Genomic DNA, 12990 nt, shown 5'->3' with positions numbered 1-12990 from the left:
GAAACGGTGAAGGATACGAAAAAATTTACACTAACAGCAATGTTCTTGGCAATTATGATTCTACTTGCAGTAACCCCTTTAGGATTTATTCCTATTGGGCCGATTAATGCAACCACCATGCATATTCCAGTGATTATTGCATCAATTGTCTTGGGGCCTAAAATTGGTGGGAGTCTGGGAGGAATTTTTGGAATCATTAGTATGATTCGAAGTACCGTTATCCAAACCCCACTATCTTTTGTCTTTTCTCCATTTATTCCAGTGATTGGAACGAATAATGGTAGCTGGAAGGCATTGATTATTGCGATTATTCCGCGAATCTTAATTGGAATCGTCCCCTATTTTGTCTATTTAGGGATGAAAAAATTGTTAAAAGAAAAAGGGCAGTCAATATCATTATTTCTTGCAGGTCTTTCCGGCTCCTTAGTCAATACAATTTTTGTTATGAATCTTATTTATTTCCTGTTCCAAAAAGATTATGCAGCAGTTATAGGAAAAGGTGGTTCTGCTGTTTATGCCGCTGTCTTAACGGTGATTTTTACTAGTGGTGTACCTGAAGCCATCGTTGCAGGTGTGGCAACAGCGGCAGTCTGCGCAGTCTTGTTACGATTAGTAAAAAAGAATGCTACGAAAAAACTGTGAAAAACTACGAGACCCGCTACAATCGATTATTAACCGATTGTAGCGGGTCTATTTTTATCGGCTCTATAATTTATGGGACTGATGAATCATAATTGATTCTTCAGTCCCATTTTCACTTTAGGTATTAAAAAACATATCGTTCTCTAGTATGATTAAATCACCACAAAATAAACAACTGAGAGGACGATATGCTATATGAATGATTCTATCAAAAAAATGCTGAGAATAATAGAGAAAGATTTGATGATTACAGAGGTCTCTTACGAGACCTTTCAGAAGGAAAAGACGTTGATCGTCGATGCTGTTCTCTCGCCTGCTCCTCGTGCGTGTAGAAGTTGTGGTTCTACTGTGGTAGATGGAAATGGGAAAGCAATTGTAGTGAAAAACGGGAAGAAGGAAACGATTGTCCGCTTTGAACAATACAATCATATGCCTTTGGTTATGCGCTTAAAAAAGCAGCGCTATACCTGTAAAAATTGTCGAACTCATTGGACTGCTCAAAGTTCTTTTGTCCAACCTAGACATTCAATCGCAAATCATGTCAGATATAAAATTGCTTCTTTACTGACTGAAAAAGTATCTTTATCTTTTATTGCGAAAAGCTGTCAGGTATCTTTGACCACCGTTATTCGTACATTGAAAGAGTTTAAAAGCTATTTACCAAAGCAATCTAAGAAGATTCTCCCCAGAGTATTGATGGTTGATGAATTTCGTTCGCACGCTTCCATAGAAGATAAAATGAGCTTTATTTGCGCAGATGGCGAAACAGGAAAATTAATTGATGTCTTGCCTACGCGTAAGTTACCTCGATTAACAAGCTATTTCTTAGGCTGTACCAATCCAGAAGAAGTAGAATTCTTGGTTACAGACATGAACGCCGCCTACTTCCAGCTCACCAAGCGTGTTTTGCCAAATGCGAAAGTAGTGATTGATCGGTTTCATATTGTCAAACACATGAATCAGGCGTTCAATGAGTTACGTATCCGTGAAATGAATGAGCTTCGTAAAGTAGGACAGAAAAGTCTGGCAGAAAAGCTGAGAAAGAACTGGCGCTTTCTGCTAAAAAATCGTGCAAACATCAACCATTATGAATACAAAACATGGAAAAGTTTCCGAGCGCCAAAATACCCGTTTCTTACTGAAGCAATGATGATTGATCGATTGCTTGGCTTTTCTGCGCCCCTGAAGGAGGCGTATCCCTTTTTTCATGAATTAGTTGAAGCCTTTCGAGACAAAGACCCTGACTTATTTTTCTCCTTATTGGCAGAACTTCCCGAAACACTAGATGACGGTTTTCGGAAGAAGCTTCAAAACCTTCTGAATTATGAAGAAGGCATCACCAACGCAATGATCTACCCTTACTCCAATGGAAAAATAGAAGCAAAGAACACACACATAAAGACAATGAAACGAGTATCCTACGGATTTAAATCATTTGAGAACATGAGAATTAGAATCTTTTTGATCAATCAATTAATCAAAGTAAGATAACAAAAAATCTGAGCCAGAATGAGGTTCATTCTGACCCAGATTTGATTTTGTATAACTCATCAGTCCTTATTGACAAAGAGCCTTTTTATCTAAGCAGTGACTTCTTCACCAATAATTCGTACTTCAGTTTCTAGCGCTACATCAAATTTTTCTTTAATCACTTGCTGGATATGTGCAATCAATTCCACATAATCTGTCGCCGTTGCATGATCGATATTCACAATGAAGCCTGCATGTTTCATTGAGATTTGTGCCCCTCCCCATTTCAATCCCTGAAGGCCGGCTTCTTGAATCAGTGCACCTGTGTAATGTCCAGGAGGTCGTTTAAAAACACTTCCACAAGAGGGGTACTCTAATGGCTGTTTTGACTCTCTTCGTTCAGTGAGGTCATCCATTTTTGCCTTTATAACTTCTGTATTTCCTTTTTCAAGATTAAATGCTGCTCGAAGAATCACACCATGTATGCTTTGAATATGGCTATGACGATAAGAGAACGCCATTTCTGAATTCGTGTATCTTGTGATTGTCCCGTCTTCTAGAAGGACATCGGCATAGTCAAAAATGTCTTTGATTTCGCCACCATATGCACCAGCATTCATATATACAGCACCGCCTACACTTCCCGGTATGCCGCAAGCAAATTCAAATCCTGCTAAAGAATGTTTAAGCGCAACATAAGTTGTATCAATTAATTTAGCCCCTGATTCAACGATTACTTTAGTTGAATCTACTTGAATCTGCTTCATTTCTGTCAGCATAATAACAACACCACGAATGCCGCCATCTCGGACAATGAGATTACTGGCATTTCCCAGTACAGTCCAATCAATTGTGTGTTCCCGACAATAGGCAACTAGTGTCGCAACTTCATCTTGTGATTTTGGAAAAGCCAATACATCTGCAGGCCCGCCCGTTTTTGTAAATGTATAATTTTTTAATGGTTCATCAATTAAAAGAGTTATATGAGTTAACGTTTGTTTTAAGTTTTCAGTATCCACAAAAATGATTCCCTTCTATTTCAATATCTTTTCCATTCTATCACGTGGAGAAAAAACTAACCACCCTTTATCTGTTTAAGAATGAACAAGTATAGATTTTTAAGGAGTAGTGAGAATAGCCAGACGCATTTTGTTTTCTTTATCCTTTAGAAGGCTGCTGCAAAATCTGTTCACATAATTGATGGCTCAAATAAATATTTTCCTGTTTAAGGTTTGCAGCACTTCGCGTTTTTACGCCATCTATAAAGGCATCTACCAATTGTTCAAATCCGCGCTTGGCCAATGTCGTCTCCCAATCACCAAATGAGGTAAGACGCGTTTCTCCCGCCTCTTGCGTTTGTAAATCAACTAAATTAGTTAAAGTGAAGGTTCCTTTAGGTGTGGTCAATTGATACACCTCCGTATTCGCACCACTTACCAAGTCCATTGTTAAGATGGCTAGTTGTGTGTCTGTTTCTATGGTTAAAGAGACCCATTGCATATGGCCTTTTGATTCCTTTACTTTACTGGAAACCTGTTTAATTGGTTCATCTAAAAGAAATACGGCTGTATCAACTAGATGAAGAAATAAATCATAAATGACAAAATCAGTTGTCTGTTTTGCTGCAACTCGGTTTTTTTGTAAGTGGATGATTCGCTTGTCTGGTTGTTGTTTAAGAAACGTAACCATAGGAGCAAACCGGCGATTAAATCCTACCATTAACAAGAGTTTTTTTTCTTTTGCTAATGCTTGTAGTTGTCTCACTTCTTGTAGATTTTCACTCAAAGGCTTGTCCACAAAAACATGGATATTATTTTCCAAACATTGTTTAACAAGTTGAAAATGCGTATGTGTTGCTGTATGAATGAAGCAAGCATCAATACCTTCTATAATTAGCTGGTCTAATGTATCATAGACAGATGAAAATCCAAATGCTTCGCGTAATTCCTTTTGTACCAATGAATTTCTAGTAGCAAAAAGAAACGCTCCTTGGTTTCTGCGACTACTATAACTAGGAAGATATGCTTTTTTTGCAATATTTCCAACGCCTACTACGCCGAATTTCATGATTTTTCCTCCAAATTCATTTTCTTTGCTTTAATCTTACACTATTTTTCGTTAGAATAAAGAAGAAAGTATGGTTTTTTCTAAAAGAAAAGAGGAATGAAAAAAATGAAATGTATTTCTTGGAATGTAAATGGACTACGTGCCGTTATGAAAAAAAATTTTATGGAAGTATTTAATGAACTAGATGCAGACTTCTTTTGTTTACAAGAAACAAAACTCCAAGAAGGTCAAATTGAAATGGATTTACCTGGGTATTACCAGTATTGGAACTACGCAGAAAAAAAGGGGTATTCTGGAACAGCAATATTTGCAAAAGAACCCGCTTTAGCTGTTACTTACGGCTTAGGCGTTGAGGAACACGATAAAGAAGGACGTGTGATTACCCTTGAGTATGCAGATTTTTACATGATTACCTGCTATACACCAAATTCGCAAAACGAATTACGTCGTCTAGACTATCGTATGACATGGGAAATTGCTTTTCGTGAGTACCTAAAAGAATTAAAGAAAAAGAAACCTGTGATTCTTTGTGGAGATTTAAATGTTGCGCATCAAAACATTGATTTAAAAAACTGGAAGACAAATCAAAAAAATGCGGGATTTACACCAGAAGAACGTGAAAAGTTCACTGAGTTATTAGAAAGTGGATTTATTGACACTTTCCGTTACTTTTATCCAGAAACAGAGGGTGCCTATTCTTGGTGGAGTTATCGATTTAATGCACGTGCGAATAATGCGGGATGGAGAATTGACTATTTTGTCGTCTCCGATGACCTTAGTGAAAAACTTGTTGATGCAAAAATACATTCGGAGATTACAGGGAGTGATCATTGTCCGGTAGAAGTATCGATTACTTTTTAATAAAATGAATAATCATTTTTAAGATTATTTAGATTCTTTTGTTATTTGTGTCATTCTATGCTAAAGTACAGCTAGAAATAAGGAGGTTCTCGCAATGAATTTTATCGCAATGGACTTTGAAACAGCCAATCATCTTCCCTACAGTGCCTGCTCCTTAGCATTAGTCATGGTTCAGGAAAGCAAAATTGTGGGAGAATATTATTCACTAATTCAACCAGAGACAGAGTTTTTTTGGAGAAATATTCAAGTACATGGGATTCATCCAGAAGATGTTCGTCAAGCACCAAAGTTTCCAGATGTCTGGAAAAACATTCAGAACTATTTTCATCAGAATAGTTTGATTGTTGCTCACAATGCAGCTTTTGACACAAAGGTTCTTGCTGGCTGTTTAGACTATTACCAGTTAGAACAACCTAACTATTTATCTTTATGTACGGTAAAAACCAGCAGAAAGCTATTTCCGGAGATGCAAAATCATCGTTTAAATACGGTTTGTGCGAATCTGGATATTACTTTGCAAAATCACCATGATGCACTGGAGGATAGTCGGGCGTGTGCAGAAATTTTATTATATCAGGAATCGCATTTTGGTGTGGAGCCCTTAAAAAAATTAGTAACTGTCAAATAATTTTCACCATCATAAAGCGGAGGCGTTTGTATGCTGTTTCTTAAATATACACCTGAGTTGAGTAACATTGACTTAGAAATTTATAAATATGTTGCCACTCATATCGACCAAGTGGTATACATGAGAATTCGTGATTTAGCAAAAAATACCCACAGTAGTACAGCTAGTGTCCTTCGCTTTTGTAAAAAATTTGAATGTGAAGGATTTTCTGAGTTTAAAATAAAGCTGCAGCTTTACAAAGAGTCTCTAAAGGATGACCATCCTATTCATGCTGTGGACGAAAGTGCTTTTATTAATTTTATTCATCGTACAAGTGAGTCAAATTTTCAAGAAACCCTGCGTGCAGCAGCTCAGCTTCTTGCACAAAAAGAGCTAGTTATTTTTATCGGTTCTGGTTCTTCTAATATTATTGCTGAATATGGGGTGCTCTATTTCTCCTCTATTTTCAGTATGGCTTTTCGTATTGAAGATCCCGCGAACCATCCAATTGACTTCTTCAGCAAAAGCTTAGCAGAAAAAGTGTGTGTGATTGCTTTATCTGTTAGTGGGGAGACAAAGAATATTGTGAACTATCTAAATCAGTTTTTAGCAAATCGAAGTACGATTATTTCCATCACAAACAGCAGCAATTCAACGATTGCCAAGCTTTCTGATGTGAATCTTGCCTATTATATTTCTACGGAAAAAAATGGAGATGCCGATTTAACCTCGCAAGTTCCTGCACTTTATACGATTGAGTACTTAGCAAAAGAAGTGCGAAAAATTAAGCAATTTCAAACTAGCGAAGAAGAATAAGTGCGTGTCCAGTACGTTTAAGGAGTGAAAAGCCCCTAGAAATCAGCGGTTTAAGTTGATTTCTAGGGGCTTTATTTGGAAAATTTTGATAGGGTTACTTCCTTCAAAATTATCTGAATATAGTAAAATAGGTAGTTAGCTACTTATTTTTTGAAGAAAGCAGGTAGATACTCTTTATGCGCTTCGAGAAGCTCATCCATCATTTGTTTAGCAGTAGGTCCACTTGTAATTAATGGATTCATCGTGAATGCTTGGAGAAGTGTTCCATAATCTCCAGTAACAGCAGCTTCAATAGTTAACTCTTCCATCGACTTCATTAATTGAAGAAGACCCCGTTCTTTTGGTGAAAAATGACCAAATTGGTAAGGAATAGGTCCGTTTGCTGTAATAGACGCTGTTACTTCTACTGCACAATCATCAGGTAAATCGGAAATTGTTCCATTATTTCGTGTGCTCACCGTCATGGTTGAATGTTTGTCATTGTAGATAGCATTAATGATTTCACAGGCAGCATCACTATAACGCGCCCCGCCACGTTCGGCTAATTGTTGTGGTTTGTAGTCCAAAGCCGGATCTTTATATAAGTCGAAAAGTTCTTTTTCAATTTGTTTTACTTTTTCAGCACGTGTACCATTGGCTTTAAAATCTGCAAGCTCCTCAGCAAGCATCTCTTCAGTCATGTAATAGTAACGGTGATAAGGACAAGGAACCATGTGAAGGTTTTCTACTTGCTCAAATAATAGATTATTATCTGAAATGTTGGCAACAATACTTTTTGCATCGCCTTCTCCATACATTTTTTTAATTAATTCATCTGTTCGGTCTGTACCGCGATTGTCTTTAACAGTATGCCAATGAAGATGATTAATTCCGGCAAATTGGAAGAATAGATCGCGTGGTTTTTCTTGTAATATTTCTGCTTCTTCAACTACCGCATTCACAGGAATGTTACATAAGCCAATGACTTTTTCCCATTGACCATATTTCAAGACCGCTTCGGTTACCATACCAGCAGGATTGGTAAAGTTAATCAGCCATGCATTTGGACAAAGCTCTTTCATATCAGAAACAATATCTAGTATTACAGGAACTGTGCGCAAAGCTTTAAATATCCCCCCTGCACCATTGGTTTCTTGTCCAATCATTCCATGACTTAACGGAATACGTTCATCTTGGATTCGTGCATCTAGTAAACCTACTCGAAGCTGTGTGGTCACAAAATCTGCATCTTTTAAGGCTTCTCGTCTATCTAACGTTAAGAATATTTTACAATCAATCCCTGCAGCTTTCACCATTCTACGTGCCATTTCTCCAACGATTTCTAGCTTTTCTTTTCCTTTTTCAATATCAACTAACCAAATTTCTCGAATCGGTAACTCTTCATATCGTTTAATAAAGCCTTCAATTAATTCTGGTGTATAGCTGGAGCCCCCACCAATTGTCACAATTTTAATTCCAGATTTTTCCATATCTATTTCCTCCCTCAGTCTTTCTGTTCTCAGTATACTATCCTTTTTGCGAAGAATTTCTCTTTTTTCTGAAAGCGTTACCTGTTTTAGATTTCGTCATTTGTAACATAAGTGTTACTGGGCGTTACATTTATTGTATCTACACAGTGACATAAGCTAGAGTTTCCTCTATTTTAAATAAACGGGGGTAGCAATAAAAACTGTCAATTTGTGTCAACTTTTAATGTAGCTACCCTTTCTTTTACTAATGCGCTTACACAGTGTCTTTTTATTAAAAGGATATAATGTTATGATTTCCATGTTGACAAAAAAATATAACCAAAAGGAGTATAAAACATGACAAAAATTATGGGGTTTCTTGAGAAGTATTTTTTACCTGTTGCAGATAAAATTGGAAAGCAACGACATCTGATGGCGATTCGAAATGGATTAATTTCAACTTTACCATTAACCGTTGTTGGTTCGATATTTGTTATCTTCTTAAATCTGCCAATTGAAGGCTACGAAGAAATGATTAGCAGCATTCGTCCTACACTAGATATTCCATTTCGCTTTACAGTTGGTGTAATGGCACTATATGCAGCATTCAGTGTTGGACATTTTTTAGGAGAATCTTACAAAGTGGATCCATTGAGTTCTGGGTTACTATCAACACTAGGTTTTCTTATCAGTGTAGTTGTTCCTACCCAAGTAGCTGATGATGTTGAAGGAGTCATTAATGCAGGCCGCTATTTAACTATTGCAGATTTAAGCTCTACCTCTTTATTTGGAGCAATTGTTACAGCTATTATTTCAGTAGAAATTTATCGAATTCTTCTTCAAAAAAATATTACTATTAAAATGCCAAGTAGTGTTCCACCGGCTGTTTCAAAATCATTTGCGGCACTTATTCCAACTGCAGTCATCATTTTACTGTTCTGGGGAATTAGACATGGGCTGCATTTTGATATCAATAGTACGGTTACTTTAGCAGTAAGTCCACTTAAAAAATTGCTAGTTGGTAATAGCTTAATTGGCGGAATTATCACGGTCTTTCTTATTCAACTGTTCTGGTCTTTTGGAATTCACGGAGAAGCAGTTCTAGGACCAATTATTCGACCAATGTGGGATTCGGCTATACTAGAAAATATGGAGGCCTTCGATCATATTGGAAATGCACATGAGCTACCTAATTTGTTTACAGAGCAATTTTTACAATGGTTCGTTCAAATTGGCGGATCAGGCACCACTCTAGCACTAGCTATTTTATTCTTAACATCACGAGTAAAATTCTTAAAACAGATGGGGAAATTAACGATTGTTCCGGGAATCTTTAACATTAATGAACCAATTGTATTCGGTACCCCTATTGTTATGAATCCGATTTTAATTATCCCATTTATTTTTACTCCAATTATCTTGACGATTGTTTCCTATATTGCAACCATTACAGGTCTAGTTCCTATGATGATGGCAAAATTGCCTTTTACAATGGTTGGTCCAGTGGGCTCTTTAATGAGTACAAACTGGAGTATTCCTGCAGCAATCTTAACGATTGTTAACTTTGTTCTTTCATTAGCTATTTACTATCCATTCTTTAAAATATTTGAAAAACAACAGCTTGAAATTGAAGCGAAAAATGAAGAAGCAATTGCTGATACTGTTGTAGAAGCGTAGAAAGGAAAGGAAAAGATATGATTTATTTATTTTTATTCACCTTTGTTCTTACCCAATTTTTGCTGAAACTATCTGCACTAGAAAAAATTAGCTTTAAACAAATTTTCTTTATAGGAACACCTTGTATGTTCGTACTTAGTTTTCTTTTTGCTTTTTTACATGCTGACTTTTTACTCGTCATTACCGTCACATTTTGGGGAACAATTTTAACAAATAAATCTCGACGTATGTTTGGAACAGTGTAAATAAAAGAAGGTTCTATCAATAATGGGCTATCCATTGTTGATAGAACCTTCTTTAATCAATCAGCAGGCTCATCAGCCGAACATCTAGAAACTGACCATCATCTAGTCTAGCTCCTCGCTTGAGCACACCTTCTGTTTGAAACCCAAACTTTTCATAGAGATGAATTGCTCGCAGGTTTCGACTCTGAACGGTTAATTCCAAACGTCGGATAATTTTACTTTCTTGTGCCCACAAAATCACTTCATCCATCAGTAAACTTCCTAGGCCAAAGCCCCAAAAGCTTTGTAAAAGACTAATCCCTACTTCACCAATATGAGCCATTCGAACGTTCGCTTCTGCTTTTACAGAGGCAACCCCAACGATTTTGGCATCCACCAAAGCAACGAATAGAATGTTATTTTCACTTTCGTATAAACGAGCAAGCTGATAGGCTAGTTCCTCTTCTTCAAGAGCCATCCCTTCTTCATCCATAATGAGTAAGTCTGTTTCTCCACCAATTACTTTGGTCACAGCAAGTAATGCTCCTGCGTCGTTAGGAATTGCTTCACGTATGACAACTTCCATCTCTTCACTCATGAGTATGAGCCCATTTTTCTAAAATTCGCTCTTTAAATGCTTGGGCTTTCGTACCAAACGATTGAAATGTAATGGTTCTCTTTTCTAAATCCGTCTCGTCTTTTGTAATGATAAGTTCTAGATAATCCTCCGGAAGTGCCTCTTTTAAATTATTTCCCCATTCGATGACAGATAAGCCATCGCCTTCAAAATATTCATCTAGCCCAAGATCAGAAGCGCCAAACTCTACTCGATAAACGTCCATATGATACAAAGGAATTCTTCCCTGCTGATATTCTCTAATGATTGTATAAGTAGGGCTCTTAATCATTTGATCAATTCCTAGACCAAGTGCAATCCCTTTCGTTAATGTCGTTTTCCCAGCTCCTAAATCACCAGTAAGCACCAAATTGTCTCCAGCTTTTGCCACTTCTCCAATGATTACCGCTAAATACTCAGTACTTTTTGGATTCTCTATCAAAATACTCACAGCTTATCCCTACTTTCTTTTGTTAGTATACATTGTGAATCTTTTTTTGAAAAGAAAAAGTACAGCTTTTAAAAGAAAAGAAACAGAAAAAAGCTGATAATTTAGTGAACTAAGCACCTTTATAGGAAAAAAGGTGGACAAGTGTAACAAAAAAAACAGGAGCAGACTAGCTGTTCCTGTTTTTAATTTTTCCAATTAGCTCATTAATGTTTGAGCGGCAGTAATAATTGAAAGTTTATAAACATCTTCTTCATTGGCACCACGAGATAAGTCAGAAACGGGTTTGTTCAATCCTTGTAAGATTGGTCCAATCGCTTCAAAGTTTCCTAAGCGTTGTGCAATTTTGTAGCCAATATTCCCTGATTGTAGTTCTGGGAATACAAAGACAGTCGCTTGTCCCGCAACGTTAGAATTTGGTGCTTTTAATTGTGCAACTGATGAAACATAAGAAGCATCAAATTGTAATTCTCCATCAATTTGATATTGCGGTGCTAATTGTTTAGCAATTTTTGTTGCTTCAACTACTTTATCAACCTCAGGTGCTTTTGCAGAGCCTTTTGTAGAGAAGCTCATCATTGCTACTTTTGGATCAATATCGAATAATTCAGCAGTTTTTGCAGAGTCAACAGCAATTTCAGCTAATTCTTGAGCAGTTGGGTTCACATTGATTGCACAGTCAGCAAAGATATATTTTTCTTGGTCACGTCCGCGAACCATAATCATGGCACCACTTGTACGGCTAATACCTGGTTTTGTTTTAATAATTTGTAATGCAGGACGAACTGTGTCTCCAGTAGAATGAATAGCACCACTCACCATACCATCAGCAATCCCCATATAAGTAAGCATTGTTCCAAAATAGTTCACATCTTTTAGAATCGTTTCTGCTTGTTCTTTCGTTGCTTTTCCGTTACGACGTTCAACAAAAGCTTCAACCATTGCATCCCAGCCATCATAGTTTTCTGGATCATAAATAGTGAATGTTGATGCTTTGATTCCACGAGCATGTGCTGATTTACGAATTTCTTCCGGATTTCCAATTAAAATCGGTTCCATTAATTCTTCTGCTTTAAGACGTGCAGCAGCACCTAAGATACGTGCATCTGTTGCTTCAGGGAAAACAATTTTAATGTTACGACGAACAACTTTAAATTTAAGACTATCAAATAATTCCAAGATAAGACCCTCCAGATTTAGTTTACTCACTCATCATACACTATCTTTGAAAAAAAGAACAGATTTTTAAGCTGTTTCATAGAGAAAAGTCTAAGAATGTTAAAGATTTCACAGATAGTTCTTTCTGCACTATAACAGCGCTTTAACTGTTTAGTACAGACGGGTCTGGCAGTTGCCAATCAATCGGTGTTTCTCCTAAGGCTAAAAATGCATCATTTGCTTTTGAAAATGGTTTGGAGCCAAAAAAACCTCGATAAGCAGAAAGTGGGCTTGGATGGGGACCACTAATTATGATATGCCTTGATTTATCAATCATTTTTGCTTTTTCTTGAGCAGGCTTTCCCCATAAAATAAAAATGATGGGTTTGTCTCTTTCGTTTAATTTTTCAATAATAGCATCTGTCAGTCGTTCCCATCCTCTTCCCCGATGTGAATAAGCCTGCCCTTCTCTTACGGTTAACACGGTGTTTAGCAACAGAACTCCCTGTTGTGCCCATGAACTAAGATTACCATGAGATACAGGCGCAATCCCTAAATCATCTTGTAACTCTTTGTAAATATTGACTAGTGAAGGAGGGGTCTTCACACCAGGCTGAACAGAAAAGGAAAGCCCGTGTGCCTGATTAACTCCATGATAGGGGTCTTGCCCTAAAATGACGACCTTTACCTCTTCATAAGGTGTTAACTCAAGTGCTTCAAATATGTGATACATATCTGGATGGATTTTTTGCGTTTTATATTCCACCTTCAAAAATTCCCGTAGTTCTCGATAGTAGGGCTGTGAAAACTCACCTTCTAAAATTGCTTGCCAGCTATTATGAATTAGTTCTTTCATCAGTATTCTCCTTCTCCTTTTTTTTAAGAATAACGCAGTTTTCTTTCGGTTACAAGACCATTTCTATCCTTAAAAAAGATGCAAAATGTGGTAAAATAGA

At 37.0% G+C, this 12990-nt stretch carries 14 protein-coding genes; 7 read left to right on the top strand and 7 right to left on the bottom strand.

Translation table 11 applies throughout. The annotated features are described in order from the left end of the window. Positions 1 to 6 precede the first annotated feature (6 nt). Both I589_RS04530 and I589_RS04525 read left to right on the top strand, forming a co-directional pair. Entirely contained in the window at positions 7 to 642 is a 636-nt protein-coding gene (locus I589_RS04530) for an ECF transporter S component (protein ID WP_010769301.1), read from the top strand. A gap of 195 nt (positions 643 to 837) precedes the next feature. Beyond that, a complete protein-coding gene (locus I589_RS04525) occupies positions 838 to 2133 on the top strand; it encodes an ISL3 family transposase (RefSeq protein ID WP_010766954.1) in 1296 nt (431 codons plus the stop codon). An 89-nt stretch (positions 2134 to 2222) separates the two neighbouring features. On the opposite strand, the gene murB is transcribed toward I589_RS04525, so the two are convergent. Then, positions 2223 to 3131, bottom strand: coding sequence for a UDP-N-acetylmuramate dehydrogenase (gene murB, locus I589_RS04520; RefSeq protein WP_010769302.1), 909 nt, complete (start codon positions 3129 to 3131; stop codon positions 2223 to 2225). Between the two features lie 139 nt (positions 3132 to 3270). Further along, entirely contained in the window at positions 3271 to 4179 is a 909-nt protein-coding gene (locus I589_RS04515; RefSeq protein ID WP_010769303.1) for a Gfo/Idh/MocA family protein, read from the bottom strand. Positions 4180 to 4284: 105 nt separating this feature from the next. Between I589_RS04515 and I589_RS04510 the strand changes: the two genes are divergently transcribed. The 3 genes from I589_RS04510 (at position 4285) to I589_RS04500 (ending at position 6463) form a co-directional block, all read left to right on the top strand. After that, the gene (locus I589_RS04510; protein WP_010769304.1) at positions 4285 to 5040 is read left to right on the top strand and encodes an exodeoxyribonuclease III; all 756 of its coding nucleotides are present in this window, start codon (positions 4285 to 4287) and stop codon (positions 5038 to 5040) included. A 94-nt stretch (positions 5041 to 5134) separates the two neighbouring features. After that, positions 5135 to 5668: a 3'-5' exonuclease gene (locus I589_RS04505; protein WP_010769305.1), complete on the top strand. Its 534-nt coding sequence runs from the start codon at positions 5135 to 5137 to the stop codon at positions 5666 to 5668. A gap of 30 nt (positions 5669 to 5698) precedes the next feature. Beyond that, positions 5699 to 6463, top strand: a complete 765-nt coding sequence (locus I589_RS04500) for a MurR/RpiR family transcriptional regulator (protein ID WP_010769306.1) — start codon at positions 5699 to 5701, stop codon at positions 6461 to 6463. A gap of 143 nt (positions 6464 to 6606) precedes the next feature. Here I589_RS04500 and I589_RS04495 read toward each other — a convergent pair whose 3' ends face one another. Then, positions 6607 to 7932: a 6-phospho-beta-glucosidase gene (locus I589_RS04495; protein ID WP_010769307.1), complete on the bottom strand. Its 1326-nt coding sequence runs from the start codon at positions 7930 to 7932 to the stop codon at positions 6607 to 6609. Positions 7933 to 8268: 336 nt separating this feature from the next. Between I589_RS04495 and I589_RS04490 the strand changes: the two genes are divergently transcribed. Then, a complete protein-coding gene (locus I589_RS04490) occupies positions 8269 to 9588 on the top strand; it encodes a PTS sugar transporter subunit IIC (RefSeq protein WP_010769308.1) in 1320 nt (439 codons plus the stop codon). A 17-nt stretch (positions 9589 to 9605) separates the two neighbouring features. Next, positions 9606 to 9833 carry a hypothetical protein gene (locus tag I589_RS18285; RefSeq protein WP_010769309.1) on the top strand — a complete coding sequence of 76 codons (228 nt, stop codon included), beginning with the start codon at positions 9606 to 9608 and terminating at the stop codon, positions 9831 to 9833. 52 nt (positions 9834 to 9885) lie between these two features. Here the strand turns inward: I589_RS18285 and I589_RS04480 are convergent, their stop codons facing one another. The 4 genes from I589_RS04480 to I589_RS04465 all read right to left on the bottom strand — a co-directional run bounded on the left by I589_RS04480 (position 9886) and on the right by I589_RS04465 (position 12890). After that, complete coding sequence (locus tag I589_RS04480) at positions 9886 to 10410, bottom strand: GNAT family N-acetyltransferase (protein ID WP_034684368.1); 525 nt, start codon at positions 10408 to 10410, stop codon at positions 9886 to 9888. Continuing rightward, complete coding sequence (tsaE, locus tag I589_RS04475; protein WP_034684676.1) at positions 10403 to 10873, bottom strand: tRNA (adenosine(37)-N6)-threonylcarbamoyltransferase complex ATPase subunit type 1 TsaE; 471 nt, start codon at positions 10871 to 10873, stop codon at positions 10403 to 10405. Before tsaE ends, I589_RS04480 begins: the two co-directional genes overlap by 8 nt. Before the next feature lie 201 nt (positions 10874 to 11074). Continuing rightward, on the bottom strand, positions 11075 to 12055 hold the full coding sequence (gene pta / locus I589_RS04470; protein WP_010769312.1) for a phosphate acetyltransferase: 981 nt from the start codon (positions 12053 to 12055) through the stop codon (positions 11075 to 11077). Positions 12056 to 12197: 142 nt separating this feature from the next. Continuing rightward, on the bottom strand, positions 12198 to 12890 hold the full coding sequence (locus tag I589_RS04465) for a uracil-DNA glycosylase (protein WP_010769313.1): 693 nt from the start codon (positions 12888 to 12890) through the stop codon (positions 12198 to 12200). Positions 12891 to 12990: the final 100 nt, after the last annotated feature.

The sequence above is a fragment of the Enterococcus phoeniculicola ATCC BAA-412 genome (genome assembly GCF_000407505.1).
Taxonomy (GTDB): Bacteria; Bacillota; Bacilli; order Lactobacillales; family Enterococcaceae; genus Enterococcus_K; species Enterococcus_K phoeniculicola.
Note: the sequence above shows the minus strand (reverse complement) of the source record. Positions and strands in the feature narration are given on the sequence as shown.

Coding starts and splice junctions, on each gene's coding strand:
- I589_RS04525 (WP_010766954.1), top strand. CDS start 838: ATGAATGATTCTATCAAAAAAATGCTGAGAATAATAGAGAAAGATTTG.
- I589_RS04515 (WP_010769303.1), bottom strand. CDS start 4,179: ATGAAATTCGGCGTAGTAGGCGTTGGAAATATTGCAAAAAAAGCATAT.
- I589_RS04510 (WP_010769304.1), top strand. CDS start 4,285: ATGAAATGTATTTCTTGGAATGTAAATGGACTACGTGCCGTTATGAAA.
- I589_RS04505 (WP_010769305.1), top strand. CDS start 5,135: ATGAATTTTATCGCAATGGACTTTGAAACAGCCAATCATCTTCCCTAC.
- I589_RS04500 (WP_010769306.1), top strand. CDS start 5,699: ATGCTGTTTCTTAAATATACACCTGAGTTGAGTAACATTGACTTAGAA.
- I589_RS04495 (WP_010769307.1), bottom strand. CDS start 7,932: ATGGAAAAATCTGGAATTAAAATTGTGACAATTGGTGGGGGCTCCAGC.
- I589_RS04490 (WP_010769308.1), top strand. CDS start 8,269: ATGACAAAAATTATGGGGTTTCTTGAGAAGTATTTTTTACCTGTTGCA.
- I589_RS18285 (WP_010769309.1), top strand. CDS start 9,606: ATGATTTATTTATTTTTATTCACCTTTGTTCTTACCCAATTTTTGCTG.
- I589_RS04480 (WP_034684368.1), bottom strand. CDS start 10,410: ATGAGTGAAGAGATGGAAGTTGTCATACGTGAAGCAATTCCTAACGAC.
- I589_RS04465 (WP_010769313.1), bottom strand. CDS start 12,890: ATGAAAGAACTAATTCATAATAGCTGGCAAGCAATTTTAGAAGGTGAG.